The sequence below is a fragment of the Neorhizobium sp. AL 9.2.2 genome, from assembly GCF_013317225.1.
Classification (GTDB): domain Bacteria; phylum Pseudomonadota; class Alphaproteobacteria; order Rhizobiales; family Rhizobiaceae; genus Neorhizobium; species Neorhizobium soli.
In genome coordinates this window covers 112,342-137,281 of record NZ_JAALXU010000006.1, presented here as the reverse complement: position 1 = coordinate 137,281, position 24,940 = coordinate 112,342, and the positions used below count along the sequence as shown (strand labels likewise).

The window sequence follows — 24,940 nt, the reverse complement described above, 5'->3', positions numbered from 1 at the left end:
ACTGCGTGACCGGAGGGCTTTTTTGTTCAAATAATCATCACAATCCAGTCTCTTAGTGCGGCAATCGGATTAAATAACTGCCTGTTTTTCATCCAAAATTTTTCTGATGCAAGACACAAGAAATTTCGATTGGACAACGGTGGCCGCAGATCGTTGCATCAGGGGCAGTGGATCGTTCGATAAGCACTCCAGCTTTGCCGGGATAGGACCAACCGTCGCGGAGAAGGCTCCAGCAGATTCACATTTCACCGTGCTGCCTGCCATGCTGGCAGCCGCCTCGACAAACCGGGCCGCTTCACCCGACAGGAGAATGTGCCGATGATCACCCGCCTTCTTGCCTCCGTCGTCTTCGCCGCGCTGATCAGCACCACAGCTCCGGCCCACTCAGCCGATGTCTCGGGGGAGATCACCCTCACCGCCTATTCGGGGATCTTTCAGGACAAATACAACGAAGCGGTAATCAAGCCCTTTTTGGCGAAATACCCCGATGTGAAGGTCAACTATTTTCCTGCCGGCGCCTCCTCAGCAATGCTGGGAAACCTGCGTTCGCAGGCCGGTGACCCGCAGACCGACGTGGTGATCTTCGACGTTTCCACGTCGCTGATCGGCGACAAGGAAGGCCTGCTGGCACCCTTGACCAAGACCGACGTCCCCAACCTTGCCGACCTGCTGCCGCAGGCCATCGTCAAGGAAGGTTATGGCCCGGCCGTCACCTTCGACAATCTGGTGGTCATCTACAACAAGGAAGCCTTCCCAACGGCGCCGACCTCGCTCGAGGTTCTCTGGGACAAGGCCTATGCCGGAAAGATGGCCGTCACCTCGATGCCCTCCATCCTCGGCTCCGGCCTGATGGTGATGACGTCTGCCATGCTGGGTGAAGACTATACCAAGTCAGTCAAACAGTCCGTCGCCAAGCTTGCCGAGATGGCGCCCGGCGTGCAGACCTTCGATCCCAAGCCCGACGCCTACACCCTGGTCATCAACGGAACCGATGTGCTGGGGACCGGCTGGAATGCCCGCAGCCAGTATTATGCCGACGAATCCAAGGGCAAGCTGGGCGTGATGCTGCCGAAGGAAGGCACTATCCTGCAGATCAACACCATCAATCTTGTAAAGGGCGCCAAGAACCCGGTCGCGGCAAAGGCCTTCATCGATTATGCGCTATCGCCGGAAGCACAGGCAGCCTTTACGGAAGCGATGTTCTACGCGCCGGTGAATACCAAGGCAAAGATCAGCCCCGAGGCCAGAGCCCGTACGGTTGCCGGCCAGCTCGACAAGACACTGCCGCTCGACTGGGCCTGGGCCGCCACGAAATCGGATGAATGGAACCAGCTCTGGAAGCGCCAGATCATCTCGGCCGGCAAGTGAAACAGCAGGACGGATCCATGTCCCTCGCCTCAACGCCCGCCCATATCCGCATCGACAAGCTGACCTTCGACTATGGCGGCGAACGCCCGGCCGTCGACACCTTGTCCTTCGATATCGCCAAGGGCGAATTCATCGGGCTTTTGGGTCCGTCCGGCTGCGGCAAGTCCACCACGCTGCGGATGTTTGCCGGGCTTCTGGCACCGACGTCCGGACAGATCATCATGGGCGGCGAGGACATCGTGTCTCGCCCCCCGTGGGAGCGCAATCTCGGCCTGGTCTTCCAGTCCTATGCGCTGTTTCCGCACATGACGGTGGCGCAGAACGTTGCCTTTGGGCTGCGGCTGCGCAAGGTCGGCAAGGAGGAAAGTGCAGCCCGAGTTGCCGAGGCGCTGCGTGCGGTACGGCTTGAAGGGTTTGGCAATCGCCGCCCGGCCGAGTTGTCGGGCGGCCAGCAACAGCGCGTCGCCATTGCCCGCGCCATCGTCATCGAGCCGGAAATCCTGCTGCTCGACGAACCGCTGTCGAACCTCGACGCCCGCCTGCGCGACGAGATGCGCTTCGAGATCCGAGACATCCAGTCCCGCACCGGCATCACCACATTGTTCGTCACCCACGACCAGCAGGAAGCACTGACCATGTGCGACCGGATCGCGGTGATGAACGGCGGCAAGCTGGAACAGATCGGAACGCCGGTCGAGATCTACGACAAGCCTGCAACGCCCTTCGTCGCCGGGTTCATCGGCCGCGCCAACAGCGTGCCGGCAACCTTGCGTCTCGGCACGGGTGGGCCGCGCCTCGAACACGAAGGACAGGCGCTGCCCGCGCCGGACCTTCAGGAATTGCCTGCAGATGCTGGTGATGGCGCCAAAATGGCCGCCATGGTCCGGCCACACGCCATTCAGCTTTCCAGGCCCGATGGCGATGGCCTGACGGCACGCGTCAACCGCAGCGTGTTCGTCGGCAGCGTGATCGAGGTCGAGCTTGAGCTCGCAGGCGGCCAGAAGCTGGTGGCCGAACTTCGGCCTGGCAGCGAGGAAGCGCAACTTGCGCAACCGGGTGCAGACGTCGCACTCACCTGGCGCACCACCGACATGCGGATCTTTGCCGCATGAACCGCTTCACCGTTCCCGGGACCAGCACGAGAATGACACCCTGGCTGCTTCTTGCACCGGTGCTACTCGTGCTGACGATCTCCTTTATCGGCCCGATCCTTTGGCTGTTCCGCATGTCGCTGAACATTTCCGACTACGGCGCCATTACCAAAGCCATCAGCCTGCAGACCTATATCGGCATCCTCCAGGACAGCTACTATCTGGATCTGCTCGGCCGGACACTGCAGCTGTCGATCACCTGCTCCGTGGTCGCATTGCTCCTGGCCTATCCGATGGCCTTGTCGCTGTCGCGGATGACGTCGCGTTGGCGCACGCCGCTGACCGTGCTGGCTGCCTCGCCGCTGCTGATCTCGGCTGTGGTGCGATCGTTCGGCTGGCTGGTGACCTTGGGAGATGCCGGCCCCGTCAATCACCTGCTGCGGGTGATGGGACTGATCAGCGAGCCGCTGCGGATGGTCAACAATTATTCAGGTGTGATCATCGGCCTGTCGGAAAGCATCATGCCCTACATGTTTCTCACCATCGCGGCCGGGCTCGGCAAACTCGACAGACGGCTCGACGATGCCGCCATGTCGCTCGGCGCACCACCCCAGAAGGTCTTCTGGCACGTCACGCTGCCACTCAGCTTGCCGGCCATCCTTGCCGGGCTGACGATCGGCTTCGTGCTGTGCGTCTCGTCTTTCATCACACCGTCCCTGCTGGGCGGAGGCCGTGTGTTTCTGCTGGCAACCGAGGTTTATGACCTTGCTCTCGTTTCGCTCGACTGGCCGACGGCGGCGGCGCTGTCCTTCCTCATGCTGGCATTTTTCGTCCTCGCCATGGGGTTGACCGGCCTCGTGCTGCGACTGCTGACCCGGAGGACATAGGCATGACGAAATTCCTCTCCTTCATCTCTCGCGCCTATGTCACGCTGGTCTTCTGCATCGTCTTCATGCCGATGGCGATCATCCTCGTCATCTCCTTCAGCGCCGACAGCTACCTGTCCTTCCCGCCCTCGGGCTGGAGCCTGAAATGGTATGGAACGGTGCTCGGCAATACCAGCTTCATGCAGGGCTTCCGCAACAGCGCCATCATCGCAGTGATCGTTGCGGCGCTCAGCCTAGCTCTTGGGCTACCGGCCGCCTATGCGCTGGTGCGACTGGACTTTCCCGGCCGCGCCCTGATCCGCAGCCTGGTTATTGCGCCGCTGGTTTTGCCGGCGATGATGCTCGGCCTCGGCATCCTGATGGTGTTCACACCGGCCGGACTGGTGGCAACCTATCCCGGCCTGGTGCTGGCGCATCTGGTGATGACGCTGCCCTTCAGCATCCGCATCCTGCAGACGTCGCTGAGCAATCTCGGCACCGATGTCGACGAGGCGGCGATGACGCTCGGCGCCCGGCCATTGCAGGTCTTCATGCAGATCACCCTGCCGCGGCTGACGCCCGGTGTGATCGCCTCCAGCGCCATCGCGCTCATCCTGTCTTTCGACGAGATCGTGCTGTCGCTGTTCATCGTCGGGCCGCGGCTGCAGACGCTGCCGGTCGCGCTCTACCGTTATGTGGACGAGCGCACCGATCCGATGGTGGCCGTGCTGGCGGTTTTGATGATCGCCCTTTCGCTTGCCATCGTCCTCGTCGTCGAACGCAGCGTCGGTTTCGCCAAGGCCTTTGGCCGCTAACTTCCACACCCCAGATTGGATTTGAAATGGCTTACAAAATCAACCCGATGCCGGCACAGATCGCCAAGCAGGACCTGGACCTGCTGGCGCAGGTCGAAACTGCGACGCTCGGCCACTGGCGGCATTTCGGCTTCCTGCACCGGCAGATCCAGCCGCTGATCCCGGGCCGCCGCGTTGTCGGCACCGCTGTCACCATCGCCATCCCCGGGCCGGACTCCACGCTGCTGCACCATATCCTCAGCCTCATCCGGCCGGGCGATTTCGTCATCGTCGACCGGCTGCATGATGATCGTTACGCCTGCTGGGGCGGCGGCGTGACGGTCGGCGCCAAGGCCGCGGGCGCCGTCGGCGCGGTGGTCGACGGACCCTGCACGGACCTTGAAGAAATCATCCAGTCGGATTTTCCGATGTGGTGCCGCGGCATTTCGCCGATTACCACGCGAATCTACGATCTCGGCGGAGCGATCAATGTTCCGGTATCGGTGGGCAACACCGTCGTCATGCCGGGCGATGCCGTTTTGGCCGATGAGAGCGGCGTCATCGTGCTGCCACCGGAGGAAGTGGCCTCGGAGGCACAGAAAGCCATCGACATCCAGATTCGCGGCAAGGCGCGCGAGGCCAGTGTTCGCGAAACCGGCGTCAAGCTCGGCGATCTGTCGGGTGCCTCGGCCAAAGTTCTGGCCAATCTGATCTGAACCATGCTTTCTAGCCGGAGTACCTTCACCGGCTAGTCTCCTGCGCCGGCCATACCTACCGAATTGAGAACCGACATGACCGCTCCCCGTCTGCCATTCACCTGCGAGAAATCCCCGGCCAGTGGTGCTGGCGGAATGGTGGTGACAAACCATCCCCTCGGCTCGGCGGCGGGTTTCGAGATGTTGGCGGCAGGTGGCAATGCGGTCGATGCCACGGTCGCGTCGCTTCTGGCGCTGACCGTGGTGGAACCGATGATGGTCGGCATTGCCGGCGGCGGCCTTTCGCATATCCGCATGGCCGGCGGCCCGCATGTGGTGATCGATGCGCTGTCTTCGGCGGCCGCGACCATGCATCCCGAAATCTACGAGCCGGTCTCGGATGAGCCGGCCCGCTACATGGATGCCAAGGGGCGCCGCAACATCATCGGCGCCTCCTCCGTTGCCGTTCCCGGCAACCTGGCGGGCTGGTGCGACATGCAGGCGCGCTACGGCAAGCTGCCGTTTGCCGACGTCGTAGAACCGGCGATCAGGCTGGCTTCACGCGGTTTTGCCGTTACCCACTACCTTTCCGGTGCGATTGGCGAGGCCGCCAGCGAGCTTTCGCAGGACGCGGAGATCGCCAGGATCCTCATGCCCGGCGGCGCGGCACCCGCTCCGGGTGACCGCCTCCTGATGGGCGATTACGCCGAAAGCCTGCGGCTGATCCAGCGAGAAGGCGCCGCCGCCCTGCATGGTGGCGCGCTCGGCGCAGCACTGGCCGCAAGAATGCAGACGGGCGGCGATGATGCCGGCTGGGTTACCGAAGCCGACCTGCGCGCCTATCGATCGATCGAGCGCCAGCCGATCATCGGCAGCTATCGTGGCTTCGAGATTGCCGGACCGCCACCGCCGGCCTCGTCCGGCGTACATATTACCCAGATGCTGAACATGCTGGAAGCCTATGACGTTGCCGGCATGGGTTTCGGCAGCGTTGCCTCCCTCCATCTTCTCGTCGAGGTGATCCGCATTGCCTTTGCGGATCGACGCGCGCATTCCGGCGACCCGGCATTTGTCGACGTGCCGGTCGAGCGGCTGACCTCGAAGGCCTATGCCGCCGAGTGCCGGTCCCAGATCCGCCAGGCGGCCAGCCTGCCGGCCGCGTATGCACCGGGCTATGAGAGCCAAGACACCACGCATATCACCATTGCCGATCGCGACGGCAATGTCGTCAGCGCTACCCACACAATCAACGGACTGTTCGGCGCACGCCTGGCGGTGCCGGGTACCGGCATCATCCCCAACAACTACATGAGCAATTTCGATCCGCATCCGGGCAACGCCCTCTCCGTCGTGCCCGGCAAGCGCGTACCGACCTCGATGGCGCCAATGATCCTGATGCAGGATGGCGCACCGGTGTTCGCACTCGGCCTGCCCGGTGGCCTCAGGATATTCCCCTCCGCCATGCAGGCGATCGTCAACCTGATTGACCACGGGATGAGCCTGCAGGAAGCGGTCGAAGCGCCACGGATCTGGACGCAAGGCCAGGAAGTGGAAATCGAGCAGGCCTATGCACCGCAGAAGGAAAAGCTTGAGGAACTCGGTCACGAGGTTCGTGTCATGCCGCATATCGGCGGTGGCATGAACGCCATTGCCTTTGGCGATACGATGACCGGTGCGGCCTGCTGGCGCGCCGATGGAACCGTGGCAGCCCTCGGCGGCGGACTGGCCCGTCCAGGCGTGCGGTTCTGGCCGGACAAGGCGCCGGCAAAGCCTGCCCAGAATTGATGCGGGTTAAACCGCACGACAGAAAATCCATTGACCCTGAGCGATCGTACCATTGCCAGGACAGGGTCGACTGCCCCATCCCAAGGAGATGACCCATGACACAACCCTCTATCCTTCTGACGGGTGCAAGCCGTGGCATCGGACATGCAACGGTCAAGCTGTTCCTGGAAAAAGGCTGGCGTGTCCTTACCGTGTCACGCCAACCTTTTTCGGAGGAGTGCCTGTGGCCCTCGGCCCGTGAAAGCCATATCCAGGCAGATCTCGCCGACCTGACGCAGATCGACAAGCTGGCGGCCGACGTTCGCGAGCGACTGAATGGCGCGGGGCTGTATGCGCTGGTCAACAATGCGGGCATTTCGCCCAAAGGTGAAGGTGGCGCCCGCCTCGGCGTCATCGGTTCCGACGCCGCCACCTGGACGACGGTGCTGAATGTCAATCTCGTTTCCATCGCTTTGCTCGCGCGGGCGCTTCTGCCCGAACTGGAGGCTGCGAAAGGATCGATCGTCAACGTCACGTCGATTGCCGGCTCGCGCGTGCACCCGTTTGCTGGCGTTGCCTATGCGGCCTCGAAGGCGGGCCTTGCGGCCCTGACGCGGGAAATCGCCCATGAGTTCGGCCCGCATGGCGTTCGTGCCAATGCCATCGCACCGGGTGAAATTGACACCGCGATCCTGTCGGAGGGCACGGACCTTCTGGTGGAAGCAAATGTGCCGATGAAAAGGCTCGGCACGCCGCGGGAAGTGGCAGAGACAATCCACTTTCTCTGCAGCGAAACATCCGCCTATATCAATGGCGCGGAAATCCACATCAATGGCGGCCAACATGTCTGACGCGGCCACGGCGTGCGGAGCTTGCAGCGGCAGGGGATGACAGGTTTTCAGCCCGGACGATGCAATTCCATCAACCGGGTGCCATCTCCACAGAGCTATTTAACGGCTAGCGTGTGCCAGTCTCTGGACCGATCCACCGCTTGCGCGAACCGGGCGAGCCGCACTGCCCCGTCACACGGGTCGGGGGTAATGATTTGCGAAGGCTGCGGGGTCTCCAACGTTTCGCCCAGCGCACAGGCGGCAAGCTGGGCGGTGCCGTAGGCGGTCAGTTCGTCGACACTGGGGATGACCACTGTGCACCCCGTCGTGTCGGCAAGAAACTGGCACAGATAACGGGAACGGCTGACGCCGCCATCCACCGATATCCGCGTGACCGGCGCATCTGACGCCATGGCCACGACGATTTCGCTGGCTCGCAACGCAATGCCTTCGATCAGCGCCTGCTGCATGTCCTGGCGGGTCGTTGCCCCTGTCATGCCGATGAAAAGCCCGGCGGCGCTGTCATCCCAATGCGGGCTCCCGAGGCCTGCCAGCGCCGGCACGAAGGCCAGGCCGCGGTCGATGGCCGGACCTGCTGCAAAGGCATTGAGTTCGGCCGGCTCATTCAGAAGCCCTATTCTCTGGGCCCAATTGATCGCCGCGCCGGCGGCATGGACGCCACCGTCTGTCGCATAACTGGTTTCGCCACGAATCGACCAGGCAACGGTCGGAAGCAGGCCGTTCTGGCCAGCCGGTCGCCGGTTCGGGCCGGTGAGCGACAGTGCGAAGGCGCCGGTGCCGAAGGTAATCTTGGTGTCACCCGCGACCCGGCAGCCATGACCGTAAAGGGCCGCCTGCTGATCCACCACCGATGCCGTCAGCGGTGTGCCGTCAATGTCTCCAAAATCGCCGACGGTCGGCAGAATGGGGGGCAGGCATTCGATCGGAACGCCGAAAATTTGGCAGAGCCTGCTGTCCCACTCGCCGGTTGCGATATTCATCAGGGACGTGCGCGAGGCGGTGGTGATGTCGGTTGCCGCGCGTCCGGTAAGCCGCTGCAGGAAAAACGCATCGGTGGTGCCGAGCATCAGTCTGCCGGCACGCCGCGCCTCCTTGACGTCGTCATTGTTCTCCAAGAGCCAGGCCAGTTTTGCGGCGGAAAAATAGGGGCTGAGCGGAAGGCCGGAGAGCGCCATGATCTCGGCTTGCACAGGGGAAAGGGCGGCGACCTGCGCCGCCGTCCGGCGGTCCTGCCAGACGATGACGGGCGAGAGCGGTCTTCCATCGATCGCATCCCAGGCAAGGCAGCTTTCACCCTGATTGGACAAACCGATCGCAGTGACTTCGCCCGCGGCGGAGAGCGCCGCGCGCAGATTGGCGAGCAGTTCCTCAGGCTCGTGTTCGACCCGATCCGTACCGGAGAAATGCTGCGCATGCGCCGCGGAAAAGACGATGCTGGCCGTGCCGTCTGCTGCGACCTTGAGGGCGCGCGTTGAGGTGGTACCCTGATCGAGGGCCAGGAAAATGCTCATGCCTTCGGCTCCAGTCGCAACCTAAGATCGCTGCTCTCGCCAGCAAGGTCCAGCCCAGCCAGGGAAAAGCGGATTGGTTTCTGCGGTGCGGCGTTGATGCTTTGTGATCGCAGGATGGTGCCGCTGCCATTCGACAGGATCAATTGCCCGTTGGCAGCCCCGAGCGCGCGCACATTCAAAACCGGTGCGGTGCCCGTGCCTTCGGTCGTCAGACGCTGCGGGACCACGTACTTCAGCCCGGCGCCGGCAATGACGCGGCGGCCAGGCGTCTCTTTCGGTTCAGATTTTGCCCGATCCGCAAGTTCGGCGGCAATCAGCCCGGCAACGCGGCGACCCTCGGCCCAGCAATGACCTGCCGTCTCGATTGGGTGAACCATGTTGCCGGCGAAAAATATGGCGCGATCGGAGCCTCGACCGTGCTGGTCGATTTCCGGGCCACCGGTTGCCGGATCGAGCACGAGGGCGCTCGCTTCCGCCAGGGCCGCCTCGGGAACGAAGCGGCCGGAAAAGATCACGCCATCGCACGCCAATAGCGTCTCCGTGCCGTCGGCCAGCCGCAACCGCACAGAGGTCACCCGCGGACGACCTTCGATGGCAAGGATTTGCGCGCCTGTCATGACGGGCACGCGAAGCAGACGGGGCAAGGCAAAGAATGCCCGCCGGGCCTGGACGTCAAGTTCACTCTCCACCATGGCGATGGGGCGGATGCCATGGCTTCGACAGGTGAGGATGGCCGACAATGACACCAGTTCGCTGCCGACGATGAGCGGACGTCGAAACGGCACACGCCCTCCCTGGTAGACGAAGGCCTGAAGCGCTGCCGTATTCATCACACCCAGCGGCCGCAGGCCGGGCACCAGCAACTGCGCCCGGGTGGCCTCGCGGGCACCGGTGGCGATCAGGATGCGGGCTGCCTGGATCGTCTCGATGCCGTTGGGGCTCGCGACTGTCAGCCGGCCGCCGGGGCCGGTATGGACGACCGTATGTTTCGGCAGGACGGTGACTCCAGCAGCCAGTGCTGCGGCCACGAGGCGGCGCGCATAGGCAGGTCCTGTCAGGATGCGTCCGAACTCGCGCATGCCGAAAAGTGGATGGCCGCAGTGTCGGGGGATGCCGCCGGCCTCGTCTCCACGCTCGAAGAGCGCGACCTTCGCCACGCCACGGGCTCTCAACTCGATGGCAGCGGAAAGCCCGGCCGGACCACCGCCGACGATCGCAACGTCGTAAGAAGCCGCGCTCATCGGTCGGCCTCCGGTGCGATCGGCACCGACAGCCGGCCTTCGGTGAGGCTGTTCAGACGGGCTAGACAGTTGAACCCCTGACAACGCCCCATGGCACAGCGCGTGCGTCGCCGCAGCCCGCCAAAATCGCCGGGCGGCAGGGGGCTGCTCAGCGCGGCCTCGATCTCCCGCCCGGTCACCATTTCGCAATGACAGACGATGCCGCCATGCCCGGGCACCTGCCAGTCACGCGGCAGGTGCTCGGCCAGATTAGGCAACGGGAAGATCGGCGGCGCCGTGATCGGTTTGCCGCCGGCAGTTCGGTCCTGCGCCCATAATCCATGGACATGGCGGGCAATCCCGAGCGCCGCAGTCAGCCCGGTGGAGCGTATGCCGCCGGCGCAGAAATAGCCCTTTTCCGGAAGGCTGTGCAGACGATAGTGTTTCTCCTCGGAGGCCGGTCGCAAGCCGGCATAAACGGCCGTCACCTGGGCCTGCGCCAATGCCGGTACCAGTTCGACGGCCTTGGCGATCAGCATATCGAGTTCCGGACAGGTGACATCGGGGCGATCGCGCTCTTCCTGTTCCTCCGCCGTCGGTCCGACCAGCAGGTTGCCGAAGATCGTTCGTGTGAGCACCACCCCCTTGGTGCGGGCCGTCGGCACCGGCAGCAGGATCGTTCGGAGATGTTTGGCGGCAGCCTTGTCGAAGACGACGAACTGACCTTTTCGCGGACGAATCTCAAACTGCGAGCCGCCGATTAGCATGCGTTCGACGCTATCGCCGTGAATACCTGCAGCGTTGATGACGCTGCGGGCAGTCAGCGTGCCAATGGGCGTTTGAAGATGCCACAGATCGCCATCGAAACGGGCCGACAACAGCCCGGCATTGAAGTGAAACCCCGCGCCCAATGCCTTGGCCTGCATCGCATAGGCGAGTGGCGCCGACCATGGATCGATGATGACCTCGCGCGGGACGAGAAGTGCCGCCCGCACATGTGCCCCCAAAGCCGGTTCGCGGGCGACTACCTCGGCGCGGCTGAGAAGCCGGGCGTCGGCAACTCCGTTGAGGAGCGCCTGCTCCAGCAGTTCGGGAAGCCGGGCCTCCTCGCTGTCACTCCAGGCAGCAACCATCGCACCGGTGTCGAGGATCGGAAGGTTGAAATCCTCGCGGATCTGCATGTATTCAGCGTAACCCGCCTGCATGCATTGCAGCTCGACGCTGCCGGGCGGCGCATCGAAACCGGTGTGCAGGATGGCGCTGTTGGCTTTCGATGCGCCAGATAGGATATCGGGCGCCCGCTCGAGAACGACGACACTGGCACCTTCCAGGCAAAAACGGCGCGCCATGGCACAGCCGACGACACCGGCACCGATGATGGCTGTGTCCACAGGATTGCCGAAAGCAACCAAAAGCGGTCTCCTTGTCAGCGCACACCGTCGGGTGGCGGTCACCCGAGAACGTCGCCCATGCTTACCGTTGTCATCGCTGTTTGACGAGAATAAATTGTACGTTCGGTCATTTTATTGACTGAATGTGTTGTTTTGTGTGTCGATTAATCGTGCTAGTGACGGAGAACGGTGGTCCAATGCACCAACTTGCAGATGCTCATGAAAGATCGCATGCGGCGCTGTGATCGCATTTCTTGTGCCGAGGTAACGTAAGTGACGTCTCCCGCCCTCCTGCAATCCGCGGATTACAACGCCTTCGTAGACACCCTGAAATCGAAGGGTTTCCGTGGCGACGCGACCGTCGCTGCATCGGATCGTGTGGTTTTGGCGACGGACAATTCGATCTACCAGCTTCTGCCGGATGCCGTGGCCTGGCCGATGGAGGAGAACGATCTCGTGCTGATCGCACGTCTGCTCGACGAGCCGCGTTTCCACGGCATCGTTTTGCGCCCACGCGGCGGAGGCACGGGCACCAACGGCCAGTCGCTTGGCAATGGCCTGGTGGTCGATTGTTCACGCCACATGACCGGGATCCTCGAAATCAACGCCGAACAAGGCTGGGTACGGGTTGAGCCCGGGGTCATCAAGGACCAGCTGAACGCAGCGCTGAAACCGCTCGGCCTGTTCTTTGCTCCGGAACTGTCGACCTCGTCACGCGCGACACTTGGCGGCATGATCTCCACCGATGCCTGCGGACAGGGGTCCTGCGTCTACGGCAAGACCTCCAACCATGTCATCAACCTGCGTGCTGTGCTGGTTGGCGGCGAGATCCTGGAAACCCGCCGGGCGCCGCTCGACCCGACGATCAGCGGCCGTGCAGGCGAGATACTCGCTTGTCTTGACGATATCTCGGCCAGCCAGGCGGAGCTGATCGAGGCGCGGTTTCCGAAACTCAACCGGTCGCTGACGGGATACGACCTTGCCCACATCCGTGAGGGCGACACGATCGATCCGGCAGCGGTCCTCTGCGGTTCGGAAGGCACGCTGGCACTGATTGCCGAGGCGAGGCTGAATGTCCTGCCCATTCCGACGGCAGCCTCGCTGATCCTGATCTTCTACCCCGATTTCCAGTCGGCTCTTCGGGATGCGCGTGAAATGGCCGTGCTCGGCGCGACGTCGGTCGAAACCATCGACAGCCGCGTGCTCGGCCTGGCGCGCGAGGAGCCGACCTTTTCCGCCGTCGCACATCTTTTTCCGCAGGCCGGTGCGCAAGGGGTCAACATCGTCGAATTCACCGACGACGATCCGGCAACGCTTGCCGAGCGGATTGCAGCGCTGGTGACACAACTTGCAGGCCTGCCCGCGCGGCTGGCAATGACGGTTGCCAACGGCCGCGAGGTCGAGCTGGTATGGGGACTGCGCAAGGCCGCCGTTGGCCTGCTCGGACGCGCCATCGGCGACAAGCGACCAATCCCCTTTGTCGAAGACTGCGCCGTTCCGCCCGAAAACCTCGAGCCCTTCATTGGCGGTTTCCGGGCAATCCTCGATCGCGAGGGACTGGCCTACGGCATGTTCGGCCATGTCGATGCCGGCGTCCTGCATGTGCGCCCGGCGATCGACCTCACCGATCCCGCCCAGGAACCGCTGATCCGGCGCGTGACCGAGGCCGTCGTGGCGCTGGCGCGCAGCCACGGCGGCCTTCTCTGGGGCGAGCATGGTAAAGGCGTCCGTTCCGAATTCGTGCCCGAGGTTTTTGGCCCGCTCTACCCGTCGCTGCAGCGGATCAAGGCGGCCTTTGATCCGCGCAACCAGATGAACCCCGGCAAGATCGCGACGCCCGACAACGGGCCTTTGTGGAGGATCGACGAGGTCGCACTGCGCGGCCAGAACGACCGCACCGTGCCGGCCGATCTGCGCATCGAATATTCCTCCGCTTTTGGCTGCAACGGCAATGGTGCCTGTTTCAACCGCACCCTCGATGACGTCATGTGCCCCTCCTACAAGGTCACCGGCGACCGACGACACTCGCCGAAGGGACGGGTCGGGCTGGTGCGCGAATGGTTGCGGCAAGGCGGCCCGGAGGGTCGTGCCGATCCGCAGTTCGAAATCGAGGTCAAGCAGGCGATCGACGGCTGTCTCAGCTGCGGGGCCTGTACCAGCCAATGTCCGGTGCGTGTCGACGTACCCTCCATCCGCTCGCTGTTTCTCAACAGTTTTTATCGGCGCCATCGCCGGTCCCTGCGTGACACCGCGCTCGCCCATCTGGAAGGCCTGCTGCCGCTTGCCGCAAAATTCCGCTGGGGTTTCAATCTGATGACCGAGGGCCCTGGCGCGGCGTTGATGTCCGCCATCGGCCTGACGGCGCTGCCAAGCATGCCGAAGCAGGTTCGAGGGCTTCGCTGGCTGAAACAAGCCGATATCGCTGGGCTCGACCCGAAGATCGATGTGGTTTTGGTGCCCGACGCTTTTACCCAATTTTTCGAGCCGCAGGTCGTCGCGGATCTCGACTTCGTCATGACCCACCTTCAGAAAAGACTGTGGCTGGCCCCTTATCGGCCATCCGGCAAGGCCCGGAAGGTCCTCGGCCGGCTGGCCGGATTTTCACGCCAAGCGGAAAGGCAGAAGGATGGCCTCAAGGCGATCGCCGCAAGCGGCGTGCCGCTGATGGGGCTCGAGCCGCCGGTGACACTCTCCTATCGCACCGACTATCCCGATGACACGCCGTCCGTCGCGCTGCCGCAGCAGTTGCTTGCGCCGCTGATCGCCGCGTTACCGGCCCGGACGTCGCAAATGGCAGTGCGGCTTCTGCCCCATTGCAGCGAACGGGTTCTCGGTACCGGCGTCACCGCCGAGTGGCGAACTATCTTCGATCGTTTCGGCATCTCGCTTCACATGCCTCCTACCGGGTGCTGCGGCATGGCGGGAATGTGGGGGCATGAAACTGTCAATCGTGCCAAGTCGGACGAGATTTTTCATCATAGCTGGAAAGCCGCGACGGTGCCGGGCGTAGATGCCATCCTGGCTACGGGTTTTTCCTGCCGGTGTCAGACCAGGCATGTCACCGGCATCGAGCTGCAGCACCCGGTCTCCTTGCTACGGCAGTTGCTGCAAGCGCCAGCGACCGTGAAAGGATAGACGATGAGACCGGCAGCCAGACGTGAGGCCATTCTTCGGGTTCTCGAGGAAATCGGCGAAGTCACCGTCGAGGACCTGGCCGAACGCTTTGGCGCCTCGCGCGAGACGGTCAGGCGGGATCTCTCCGATCTCGACATCGGCGGTCACATCCGCAAATTTCATGGCGGCGCGCGTGCCCTGAAACTCAAGGAGGCTTCCCTCTACGAGAACGAGTTCGACGCGCGCTTGAACGAACGGAAGGCGGAAAAAGCCGCCATCGCCCGTCAGGCTGCATCCCTATTCGCCGAGGGCTCGGTGCTGTTTATCGACACCGGTTCGACCACGATCGCCTTTGCCGAGGCTCTGGCAAGGCGGCGCAACATGACGGTGATCACCAATTCTCCGCAGATCGCCCGGATTCTGGCAAAGGCGGAGATGCGCCACCGAGTCTATTTACTCGGCGGCGAAGTGGCCGCGGAAGGCCGTGAGACATTGGGGGCGATGGCAATCGCGCAGACCGCCTTTTTCAAAGCCGAACACGTCGTTCTGACCGTCGGTGCAATCACCACCACCGCCATTATGGACTACGACCTGCGGGAAACCGAGATGGCACGCGCCATGATTGCGCAGGCGCAGAGCGTAACCGTTCTGGCCGATCATGACAAACTGGGTCGTCCGGCCGTCTTCGAGGTGGCGGGCCTGACAGAGGTGACGCGGCTGGTCACTGACAGCCCTCCCACCCTGGAAATGGCTACGGCATTGGCTGCGGCTTGCGTCGATGTGATCCTCGCTGGTTCAACCGCCTCCTAGCGGGACAAGACTACGGCGCGAAGGGTAGCCTATGTCCGCAGATCCCATCTCCGGCGAGACGCCTCGTGACGCCGCTTTTTTCGTTGGCCGAGATCCTGCAGGACTATGGAGGTGATGCCATCGCAGCGGTGTAGACGCTGCTCGCCGACTGCCGTCATCTGCGCGATGGAAAGCTGACGCTGGATCATTGAAGAAGCCGAGATCCACAACAGTTCGCGATGATAATGGCTATGGGGAAAACAGGCCGCATGAGGCCAGATTAAGAACTCAAGACTCTTAAGAAATGGAGGGCGTTGGGTCTCAGGTCAAACCTGAAGAAGTAACGCGGCCTTGGAATATCATTTGAACGCTGAAACCTGCACCCGTCCAGCGACGTCTGCGGCCGTGGCAGAGGGCTACCAACACAAGCGTCGCTCGAAGAGTTGTCAGGATTGACTGAGGGGAAGGCCAGCAACTCGGAGCCCACCCGTCGCCTTCCGTCTCTGGCAGATGCGACGTATCGGCTGTCGATGCGGTTTGGGTCGGCCACGAACGCAAAACACCCGCAGCTTATCGCTACGGGTGTTTTGAGATGATTTGGTTGCGGGGCCCGAGTGCAGCGTGACTTGTAAAATCGACCACCTTGAACGGAATCGGACCGGCTACCGCGGAGTTCACTAACTTTGAGGCATTGTTGTTCTTTTGGTTGGGCAACGACTGAGCTCCGGAACGGACGGAATGGACCGTGAGAAGACTATCAGCTATAGGGACTTCTCTCGCAGAAAGCAGCCACCAGCGAAGCCTAACTTCCGAGGACCACGGCCGAGGTTGAAGTCGGAACAGCGCTCCACGAGAACATCGCTGGACCGTCAGCTCCAGAAGCGGATGCCCGCGCTGGCGCTATCCACGTTCATTTCGGGATCGCACGCTGTCTGCTGGACATCCTGACGTCCTCGCTGACTTGATTGCAGATGCAGATCACTGGGATCGAGACACTGTCAGAAACGCATGGAAAAGCCCAACACCGGGCCATGCTGGGTAACGTCCCAGCGAAATTTGTTTCCGGTGAAATCGTCCGTTTCGTAGTCTTGCGAAAGCACACGATACCCAACGCGCAAAATCGTTGGATGATTGAACATGTAGGTCCGGTATCCGAGATAGGCCTGGGCATTTACTGCGAGCTTCGAACCAATATCTAACCCGCCAATGTCGGCTTCGCCGGCCAGGTTCCACCGGTCGGAAAGGTCTGTGCTCAGACGCATGCCCACGAACGGGTCAAGCCAGTCCGCAGACTTGTTTGCCGAGGTGAAGCCTGCATCAGCATGCGCTTCGAGTTTTGTCCAACGGATGCCGACCGTAGGCTCGACGGTGAAATGCCGCGGTTCACCAAACACCGTGTCGCCCCCAAGTGCGAGGTCGTAGACGCGGTAGTAAGCGCCGGCTGCCAGAATAGTCGTCTTGATCTTCAAGCCGACCTCGAAGTCGCCGAGATCCTCGTCCTGGCTCGTCTGAACGTACTGTCCATCAAAGTAGAATCCGAAAAGTCCGTTAGTCACTTCGACATTGCCCATGGCCGCAAGATCGAGATGTTTGAAAATATCCGAAAACGGAATATCGACATTGCTATCCAAACCTGCCAGCGACGCATCGCCATCCAGGGACGCAGCCCAGACATAGGGACTGACGATGATGCTCCATTCACGGTCAGCAAGTAGATCAGTCGCCTGATCTTCGGCGGATGCGGGAAGCGACGATGCGAGCGTAAGTCCAGCCGCGAGAATGATGTTGTAAAACATAGGTTTCTCCCATCGGAACCTGTGCGTACTTCCACGATATCACTATAGTTTTTGCTTGCAAGCAGTGGTTATTCACGCGTAACCTATTTCGACTTTTCGTGGAAAACTGAATGCGGGCGTATGCTTGTGTCGTGATGCTCGCGGAGGGGGGAAGCATGAGATTTCGGTTTGGCACGAAGTACGATCATCTCACCAGCGACCTGCCGTGCAAATGTTGCGATCCCGTATTGCAGACGCTCACGCACCGAATGAATGCCGATCTCCGGCGCCGCGGATTTTTCGTCGGCGCCGCTGCGGTGCTGGCGGGGTTCGGGCTGGCGGGTCTGCCGAGCGCCGTGCAGGCTCAAGCAACGCCGACAAAAGCCGTGTTGTTCGAAAATGTGCGCATATTCGACGGTATGTCGGAAACATTGTCCAATCCATCCAATGTGCTGGTGATCGGAAACCGGATAACGTCGATTTCACCGTCACCGATCCAGATTCCAGCCGACCTTTCCGTCACGCGAATAGCGGGCGGCGGGCGAACGCTGATGCCGGGCATGATCGACGCGCATACCCACATCATGTTTGCGACGGTTCCCCAATTGGCCGTCCTGACGTCTGATATCGGCTTCATCAATGTCGCGGCAGTGAAGGCGGCCAACGACACCTTGATGAGGGGGTTCACCACAATTCGCGATATGGGCGGCCCCTGCTTCGGGTTGAAGCGCGGCATCGATGCCGGGCTCGTTCCCGGGCCCAGGATCTGGCCATCGGGTGCGTTCATTTCGCAAACGGGTGGCCACGGCGACTTCAGGCTTCCGATCGACCTCCCCGCGCGGCCGGACGATTTCACCTACAGTGAGCGTGTGGGCGGCTCGGCCATTGCCGACGATCCCGGCACGGTCCGAAAGCGCGCCCGCGAACAACTGGCACTCGGCGCGTCGCAGATCAAGATCATGGCCGGTGGAGGCGTGTCATCCGCGTTCGACCCGCTCGATGTGACGCAGTTCACGCTTGAGGAAATGGAAGCGGGCGTCGGCGCTTCGGAGAACTGGGGGACCTATGCGACGGTTCATGCCTATACGCCAAAAGCAGTCGCCCAGGCGGTCGCCGCTGGCGTTCGGTGCATAGAGCATGGCAACCTGCTCGACGACGAGACGGTGGCCCTGCTAGCGGAAAAAGGTATCTGGTGGTGCCTACAGCCCTTTCTGGACGATCAGGACGCAACGCCCTTTGCCGAGGGGTCGCCCAACAGACGCAAGCAACTGCAGATGTTTTCCGGCACCGACGCCGCCTACGCGCTTGCCAAGAAGCACAAGGTCAAGACGGCCTGGGGTACCGACACGCTGTTCGATGATAAGGCAGCCGCGCGGCAGGGTGCACAACTCACAAAACTCGCCCGCTGGTACAAGCCTGCCGAAATCCTGAAGATGGCGACGGGGGACAATGGCCAGCTACTCGCGCTCTCCGGCCTTCGGAGCCCTTACGAAGGCAAGCTGGGCGTGGTTCAGGAAGGCGCACTCGCCGACTTGTTGCTGGTCGACGGCGACCCGATTGCGGACATCGCCTTGATCGAGGACCCGGCGAAAAACTTCCTTGTGATCATGAAGGATGGGCAGTTGAACAAGAACATTGCTGCGTAGATCAGTTCGTCCTCTGGCCGTCCCCTCCCACGGAGATTATTGGATCACGCCGAAATCGGTCACTTGGCAAACCGCGCCTTGAGTTGCTCGACCACCGAGTGATCCATATTGGGCGGATCGGTCAATGCGATCCAACTGTCGATGTAGTCCTCCGGTGCATAGACGTGGCCAAACCCCATTGGCGATGTTGTGCCGATCGCCATGTCAAATGTCAGTTGCAGCATGGTCACCACGGGAAACCACCTGAGCCGCGGCGAGACATCCGGGCCTCTTTCCCCCTTCATCCAATCCGGCTCCTTGAACAACGAAGCAGTTTCAAAAAAGACGATCGGGTCACTGGCATATTGCAAGTAGACAAACCGTATCGGTCCCCAGGACGCATCAAACTGGACAGGAGGGGATGCTTGGTTCGCAAAGCGCACCAAGGAACCATCGCGAAACCTGGGAAGCCACGCAGGCGAAAGGTCTTGCCGCTGATCTGTGATTGTGCGCCATCTTTGACTACGGAATGGGGGACCGGTCCAAAGTGCTCCCTGGAACGGATCGGCCACAACATCATAGATGTCCGTCGATAGCTGCGAATTGAGCGCACCGAGGCTCAAGCCATACAGATAAAGCTTCGGCCGCCGTTCACGCGGAAGCGTTTTCCAGTGGCTGTAGACTTCGGTGAACAATGCCCTCGCCGCAGCCTGACCATTGTCCGGCTCCACCATCAAAGACAACCAGCTCGCAAGATAGGAATATTGGAGCGCGACGCTGGCCACATCGCCGCGGTGAAGAAACTCGAGCGTGTCCATGGCGGCTGGATCAACCCATCCGGTTCCTGTCGGGACGATAATGACGAGGATCGACCGATCGAAACCGCCCTGTCGCTGAAGCTCTCTCAGGGCGAGCGCGGCTCTTGCTTCCACCGTCTCGCCGTTGTTGAGCCCGACATAGGCGCGGATCGGCTTTTCGGCTGTCTGCTGCCAGAACGCGCCGACGTCGGGCGCAGTGGGGCCAGAGCTGACAAAACGGCGCCCTTGCAGTCCAAGGCCCTCCCACGAAACCAGTGAAGATGCACTCCCGGTTTTCGCCTGGTCGGTCGGTGCAGGAGTGTCGTCGTCAATCAGGGCATCAACTTGCTGGAACGAGGCATCCGTTGCGTCCAGCGCCCATCGCAGCAGCAGCCCCTGCCCGGCAGTCCAGAACAACAGGGCGGCCAGTGTTACGCCTAGGGCGTTCGCCACCCGTCGAGGAACGTACCTGTTGATCCACCCCGAAAGACCGCGAGCCGCAAGCTGAAAGACACGTCCTGTAAAGAGCAGCACGGCGAAGGCGAGGATGGCAACGGCCGCCAGTTTCAAAGGTTCAGCGCTATCGAGCGCATCCATGCCCCAAAGTGAGCGAATGGAATTTTGCCATTCGACCGCGTGCCAGAGAAAAACACCCAGGATGGCAATGGCAGCGATGAGGAATGCGACCTTCAGGGGTCGTTCCCTGCTCGACGCGCGAGGAAGTTCCAGGTATCGCCAAAGCCAAGCCACTGCCACGCCCGCCATATAGCCCACGGCGGCGCAGACGCCCGAAAGCGCTCCTTGTACCAGGTAAGACCGAGGCAAGAGACTTGGAGTGAGAGAGGCAGCAAAGAAAACAAGCGCGATGAACGTGCCTGTGTGGGACAAAGAACCAAGAAAACGTCGGACCATTTGGTACATCAAACCGCTCCTAACCGGAGTTTCGCTACCCATAGCATCCCATCGCGGGAAATCGTCGCCGGCATCATTGCCCTATGCTCAAAGCTGATTTTGCGGTGCGTGCTCGAAGGCGTCGACACCCAATAGGAGATGGCTGTTCTTGCTGCCCTCAAGCCGCATCTGATCAAGTGATACCTGTTCGGACTGCCCATGAGCGATAGGGATGCCAGCCAACTCATCGAAAGTCAGCAGCAATCAAATGCAAATCAAACAGCATTACAAATCCAGTCAGCTCGAGGGATCAAGATTTGAACCCTTCACTGGATCCGACAGCGTAGTCTCCCCGTTTCAGAAGCGGAGACAAGTGTTTCACAGAGCTATTGGCTTGTCATCGAAGGCGCAGCGAACGACTGGTTACGGGATTTAGGTCCAAGGTCGCGAATGCCCGATTGGCGGGGCGCGGTGCGGAAATTATTCCCGCATGCGGCCCGAAGCGTCTACCGGCGATCGTAGCGGCGTGCCGCTACGATCAGTTTTTGAGGCATTGATACAGGTGATCCGACTGCTGACTGCGGCATCTTCTATTCGGCTACGTCGATGACGATTTTCCCAAATGCTCCTCGATCCAAATGGTCGAAGGCCGCTGGAAGATCGGCCAGAGAATAGCAGGAGTTCACAACAGGGACGATACGCGTCTGATCGATCGCTCTAACGAACCTTTCCAGCGCCGTCCTGCTCCCAGTTCCAATACCATGAACTGTTATGTCCTTTAGCATCAGCGGCATAGCTGCGGAACTGATGTCCCAACCGTCGAGCGCGCCGATCTGACAGACATGACCACCCACCGTCGTGACCTGGATGGATTTGCCGAAATGCTTGCCGCCAATAACCTCCAGGGCGACGTTCACGCCTCGGTCCGACGTCAACTGGTAAACCGTTTCCATCCAGTCGGTGCTTGCGTCGATGAAATGGTCCGCGCCCTGGGCCTTCGCGTAGTCTTCGTTTTCAGGTCGACCACAAACGATCACCCTTGCACCGTGAGCTTTTGCGATCTGCAGTCCGAACAGAGCAACACCCCCGGTGCTCGGGATGAGCACCGTATCGCCAGCTCGAACGCCCGCCCGCTCGACGAGCGCAAACCAGGCCGTAAGACCAGCGACTGGGAGTGTGCAAGCCTGCCGGGCGGTGAGTGTCTCAGGTGCCACGACAAACCAGTCTTCCGGCATCGCGACGTATTCAGCCAGCACACCCGGATAAAAGCCACCTAATGTTTGATAGGCGGGCGTTCGGGCAGTGCCGTCGCGCAGACCGTCGATCCAGTCCGGCGTTGCCGTCGAGATGACGTTCGAGCCCAACCTCAATCGGGAAGCGCCCTGTCCGAGACCGACGACTTCTCCGGCGAGGTCCGAGCCCGGCGTGAAAGGGAAGGTGAGAGGAAGTCCTCGTCCTGTCTCGACAACCATCTTGTCGCGGTAATTCAGCGCGACCGCGTTCACTTTTATCAAGACCTCTTTCGGACCAGGTTTTGGCACTTCGACATCGTTCAGTTTCAGGTTCTGCCTGCCAACCGCGTCAATTTCCCAGCGCTTCATCGTCGCATCTCCGCTCGTTTCGGAAGACGACTGCGACCCGATAGTTCATCGGTCCGTTCACCCTGTCTTCTGTCACAGTTATGCAGCATGGCGATTGTGGTTGAATATGGTATCAATTCGGCATGACGTATTGCCTTTGAGGATCATAATGGACGGTGCGGAATTTTCCCAACTCAAGGCCTTTGTCGCAGTCTGCGATGAGCGGGCGTTCGGCCGTGCTGCAAAACGGCTGGCGATATCGCCTTCTGCTTTGAGCCGCATCGTCCGCGCGTTAGAGAGCCGTCTCGGGATACGCCTCCTTAATCGAACCACCCGCAGTGTCGGGCTGACGGAAGCGGGAAGCGTGCTCTACGATCGCATCAAGCCGATGATGATGGGGATGGATGACGCCGTCTCGGCCGTCGGAGCCTACCAGAGTGAGCCGAAGGGCGTGGTTCGTGTCAATCTGCCGAGCATTGCCGCGCAGATTGCGGTTCTGCCAAGACTGCGCCAGTTCCGTCTTGCCTATCCTGAGGTCCGCCTTGATCTGGTGATAGACAACGATATCACGGATGTCGTTGCGGAAGGTTTTGACGCGGGCGTTCGGATTGGAGGGCAAATCAGCCGGGATATGATCGCTGTCCGGATCACGCCCGATCTGCGTATGGCGGTTGTGGGCGCACCCTCTTATTTTGCTAATCGGCCGCCGCCCCAGGCGCCAGCCGACCTCAAGGACCACCTCTGCCTCACTTACAAGTGGAAAAGCACGGGAGCCCTGTACCCATGGCGGTTCGAAGGTGCAGATGGCGTCCTCGATGTTGATGTCGAGAACGTCGTTACCGTCAACGATACGGAGCTACTCCTTTCAGCAGCTCGCGAGGGACTTGGACTGGCTTACCTCATCGAGGACCTGGTGGAACCCTATTTGAAAACCAACGAACTCATGCGAGTGCTCGAACCGGTTTGCAAGCTCTTCCCCGGCTTCTATCTCTACTACTCGGAACGCTCTCACATGGCCGCATCTGTTCGGGCATTCATCGATTTCATGAAAGCCAGGAGCTCTTAGACGATCGGCCGATGCGAAAGATTGCTTCCCAGCCTTTCAGAAGGAGCGACCAGTAATTCACCGTTTTGACCCGACCGCATCGCGCGACATTGAGGAAGATGGTGTTGTCCGCGAGAGGGAAAAGCAGGATGGCGAAAATGAGTTTGCGATAAACCAATGTCATACACACGCCTCCTGCGATCAATCTCTCGCTCTGAGCACGAAAGGACACGCTCGACAGTTTAGGTGCTATGAAGGTGATCCGGTTGCTGGTAGCACGTTGCATCACATAGGAATGATCATGACCCTGGACGAAACAAACCAAATTATCGTCAACGCTTTTAAGAATAACAAGTTTGGCGTATCACCGACTTCGACACGCGGTGCTGTGCAAAACTTTTCGAAGAAGCATGGCCTCGAAGGTGCCGAATTCACAGAGGCCCTCGCTTCAGCGATAGCAAGCGGCCTTATCGCACCCATGGCGGACTCAGCGCTCACAATTAGAAATGCCGGCCGAGCCATGCTGCCTGCGCGCTAAACCTGTCTTCTTATCTTCTGGTGCGGGCAAGGCTGCCACTTGGGATAGGTGGGAGTGGTCTGATGAATACCCGTTTGCTGGAAGTCGGATGTGAACGACCATTTCGCGATGATCACGCCGTTGGGCAGTAAGCGGGTGATCGACTTCAAGCAGGCGCAACCACGATCGGAGGTCGTTGAGGACGCGGCAGTGTGGCTCGACCTTCCTAAGGATCTGATGGATGCTCTTCCTGAGCGAGGCTTGTCTTCTCAATTTCCACCGTCTGATCCCGCTTTCTGGTTCCCGAAATTCTCTTAAGAAGCCCGCAGCACCGACGAAAGGAACTAAAATCGCGCAACATCCGTTCTCCAAGTGAATAGAAGATCGGTTCTCAGATGCGCAACGTCGCCAAGCTCGCCTCCATCGTCTCCTTCAGCAGTCTCATGTTTGCCGCTTTCGTGGCCCCTGCCAATGCGTTTCAGTTCCCTGAGCCCCAGGCGAACGCAGAAGCTTTCGGTGGGAACTCGGTCTCGGCATATGCCGAGAATGGACAAGGTTCGGCGACCGCGAATTCCTCCAAGCTGTCGCCGAGCGAAGTCCGACATATTACATGGTGCGCCGCCCGGTATCGGCTGAGCTACGATGCAGTCAATGACGTCCACATCGGCGAAGGCGGCGTCCAGTCGAAGTGTATATCTCCCAGATAACGTACTAGCGGCACCTTGACGGCTGACTTCCCGACTGATGGGTTTTATCCAAACCGTGTTCTTTGCTGCCAACAAGGCATCACGGACGCGTTATCCCAAGTCGCGACATCGACAGTCGACGCATGATGGCAGCACGAATTCAGTCGCGGCCGTCCTCGCGGAACTGGCCGCCCACCTGATGTCTGGCATCATTGCGAACAGTAGCGTCGAGATCGATCTGGGCATTCTCCGGATTAGCGTAGCCGCCGATCTCGATCTGAAGCAGGCCGTGCAGAACCCGGAGTTTCGGGAAACCTCTTCTTCCGTCTGGCGGTGCTCTTAATCGAGTCGGTGCCTCTGCGGGACCTGAGGCAAGACATTCCCCTCATCGCCCAGCGTTTTATGGGACGGCAGAGCGTCGCCCACCGGCGCGAGTTGACGCTGTCGAACGCCAACCTTCAGACCCTGCAGCGATATGCCTGGCCGGGCAATGTCCGCGAGTTTTTGAACGTGATCGAACGGGCCTCCATTTTGTCACAGCAGAGCCGCATTGATTTTGCCTTCGCGGAC

Annotated in this window: 21 protein-coding genes; 15 read left to right on the top strand and 6 right to left on the bottom strand. The window is 61.0% G+C overall.

Going from position 1 to position 24,940, the window contains the following annotated elements:
- The first annotated feature begins 318 nt into the window (after nt 1–318).
- From G6K99_RS14610 to G6K99_RS14580, 7 genes are all read left to right on the top strand, one after another.
- Complete coding sequence (locus G6K99_RS14610) at nt 319–1,368, top strand: ABC transporter substrate-binding protein (protein WP_174196964.1); 1,050 nt, start codon at nt 319–321, stop codon at nt 1,366–1,368.
- Nucleotides 1,369–1,385: 17 nt separating this feature from the next.
- On the top strand, nt 1,386–2,480 hold the full coding sequence (locus tag G6K99_RS14605) for an ABC transporter ATP-binding protein (RefSeq protein WP_174196963.1): 1,095 nt from the start codon (nt 1,386–1,388) through the stop codon (nt 2,478–2,480).
- Nucleotides 2,477–3,346, top strand: a complete 870-nt coding sequence (locus G6K99_RS14600) for an ABC transporter permease (protein ID WP_174196962.1) — start codon at nt 2,477–2,479, stop codon at nt 3,344–3,346. The genes G6K99_RS14605 and G6K99_RS14600 overlap by 4 nt, the downstream gene beginning before the upstream one ends.
- A gap of 2 nt (nt 3,347–3,348) precedes the next feature.
- A complete protein-coding gene (locus G6K99_RS14595; protein ID WP_158481359.1) occupies nt 3,349–4,140 on the top strand; it encodes an ABC transporter permease in 792 nt (263 codons plus the stop codon).
- 26 nt (nt 4,141–4,166) lie between these two features.
- Nucleotides 4,167–4,835: an RraA family protein gene (locus G6K99_RS14590; RefSeq protein WP_174196961.1), complete on the top strand. Its 669-nt coding sequence runs from the start codon at nt 4,167–4,169 to the stop codon at nt 4,833–4,835.
- Nucleotides 4,836–4,910: 75 nt separating this feature from the next.
- The gene (gene ggt, locus G6K99_RS14585) at nt 4,911–6,599 is read left to right on the top strand and encodes a gamma-glutamyltransferase (RefSeq protein WP_174196960.1); all 1,689 of its coding nucleotides are present in this window, start codon (nt 4,911–4,913) and stop codon (nt 6,597–6,599) included.
- A 95-nt stretch (nt 6,600–6,694) separates the two neighbouring features.
- Nucleotides 6,695–7,429, top strand: coding sequence for an SDR family NAD(P)-dependent oxidoreductase (locus G6K99_RS14580; RefSeq protein ID WP_174196959.1), 735 nt, complete (start codon nt 6,695–6,697; stop codon nt 7,427–7,429).
- A gap of 95 nt (nt 7,430–7,524) precedes the next feature.
- On the opposite strand, the gene G6K99_RS14575 is transcribed toward G6K99_RS14580, so the two are convergent.
- From G6K99_RS14575 to G6K99_RS14565, 3 genes are read right to left on the bottom strand one after another with little or no spacing between them, the layout of a single operon-like run.
- Nucleotides 7,525–8,940, bottom strand: a complete 1,416-nt coding sequence (locus G6K99_RS14575) for an FGGY family carbohydrate kinase (protein ID WP_174196958.1) — start codon at nt 8,938–8,940, stop codon at nt 7,525–7,527.
- Nucleotides 8,937–10,181, bottom strand: coding sequence for an NAD(P)/FAD-dependent oxidoreductase (locus G6K99_RS14570; RefSeq protein ID WP_174196957.1), 1,245 nt, complete (start codon nt 10,179–10,181; stop codon nt 8,937–8,939). Before G6K99_RS14570 ends, G6K99_RS14575 begins: the two co-directional genes overlap by 4 nt.
- Entirely contained in the window at nt 10,178–11,572 is a 1,395-nt protein-coding gene (locus G6K99_RS14565) for an NAD(P)/FAD-dependent oxidoreductase (protein WP_244631482.1), read from the bottom strand. Before G6K99_RS14565 ends, G6K99_RS14570 begins: the two co-directional genes overlap by 4 nt.
- A gap of 252 nt (nt 11,573–11,824) precedes the next feature.
- Between G6K99_RS14565 and G6K99_RS14560 the strand changes: the two genes are divergently transcribed.
- Both G6K99_RS14560 and G6K99_RS14555 read left to right on the top strand, forming a co-directional pair.
- Entirely contained in the window at nt 11,825–14,686 is a 2,862-nt protein-coding gene (locus G6K99_RS14560) for an FAD-binding and (Fe-S)-binding domain-containing protein (RefSeq protein ID WP_174196956.1), read from the top strand.
- Between the two features lie 3 nt (nt 14,687–14,689).
- Nucleotides 14,690–15,475 (top strand): DeoR/GlpR family DNA-binding transcription regulator, encoded by a 786-nt coding sequence (locus tag G6K99_RS14555; RefSeq protein ID WP_174196955.1) that lies wholly within the window; start codon nt 14,690–14,692, stop codon nt 15,473–15,475.
- Between the two features lie 977 nt (nt 15,476–16,452).
- On the opposite strand, the gene G6K99_RS14550 is transcribed toward G6K99_RS14555, so the two are convergent.
- Nucleotides 16,453–17,250 carry a hypothetical protein gene (locus G6K99_RS14550; RefSeq protein WP_174196954.1) on the bottom strand — a complete coding sequence of 266 codons (798 nt, stop codon included), beginning with the start codon at nt 17,248–17,250 and terminating at the stop codon, nt 16,453–16,455.
- A 155-nt stretch (nt 17,251–17,405) separates the two neighbouring features.
- Here G6K99_RS14550 and G6K99_RS14545 point away from each other — a divergent pair, with 155 nt between their 5' ends.
- Nucleotides 17,406–18,875 (top strand): amidohydrolase family protein, encoded by a 1,470-nt coding sequence (locus G6K99_RS14545; protein ID WP_174196953.1) that lies wholly within the window; start codon nt 17,406–17,408, stop codon nt 18,873–18,875.
- Between the two features lie 59 nt (nt 18,876–18,934).
- Here G6K99_RS14545 and G6K99_RS14540 read toward each other — a convergent pair whose 3' ends face one another.
- Together G6K99_RS14540 and G6K99_RS14535 are read right to left on the bottom strand one after the other, a co-directional pair.
- The gene (locus G6K99_RS14540; protein WP_174196952.1) at nt 18,935–20,572 is read right to left on the bottom strand and encodes an alpha/beta-hydrolase family protein; all 1,638 of its coding nucleotides are present in this window, start codon (nt 20,570–20,572) and stop codon (nt 18,935–18,937) included.
- A 560-nt stretch (nt 20,573–21,132) separates the two neighbouring features.
- Entirely contained in the window at nt 21,133–22,143 is a 1,011-nt protein-coding gene (locus G6K99_RS14535; protein WP_113110402.1) for an NAD(P)-dependent alcohol dehydrogenase, read from the bottom strand.
- A gap of 148 nt (nt 22,144–22,291) precedes the next feature.
- Between G6K99_RS14535 and G6K99_RS14530 the strand changes: the two genes are divergently transcribed.
- From G6K99_RS14530 to G6K99_RS14510, 5 genes are all read left to right on the top strand, one after another.
- Nucleotides 22,292–23,188, top strand: coding sequence for a LysR family transcriptional regulator (locus tag G6K99_RS14530; RefSeq protein WP_062463095.1), 897 nt, complete (start codon nt 22,292–22,294; stop codon nt 23,186–23,188).
- Between the two features lie 280 nt (nt 23,189–23,468).
- Nucleotides 23,469–23,705: a hypothetical protein gene (locus G6K99_RS14525; protein WP_139283871.1), complete on the top strand. Its 237-nt coding sequence runs from the start codon at nt 23,469–23,471 to the stop codon at nt 23,703–23,705.
- Nucleotides 23,706–23,795: 90 nt separating this feature from the next.
- Complete coding sequence (locus G6K99_RS14520; RefSeq protein WP_174196951.1) at nt 23,796–24,002, top strand: hypothetical protein; 207 nt, start codon at nt 23,796–23,798, stop codon at nt 24,000–24,002.
- 77 nt (nt 24,003–24,079) lie between these two features.
- The gene (locus G6K99_RS14515) at nt 24,080–24,391 is read left to right on the top strand and encodes a hypothetical protein (RefSeq protein ID WP_174196950.1); all 312 of its coding nucleotides are present in this window, start codon (nt 24,080–24,082) and stop codon (nt 24,389–24,391) included.
- Between the two features lie 37 nt (nt 24,392–24,428).
- Complete coding sequence (locus G6K99_RS14510) at nt 24,429–24,713, top strand: hypothetical protein (RefSeq protein ID WP_174196949.1); 285 nt, start codon at nt 24,429–24,431, stop codon at nt 24,711–24,713.
- The last annotated feature ends 227 nt before the right edge of the window (nt 24,714–24,940 follow it).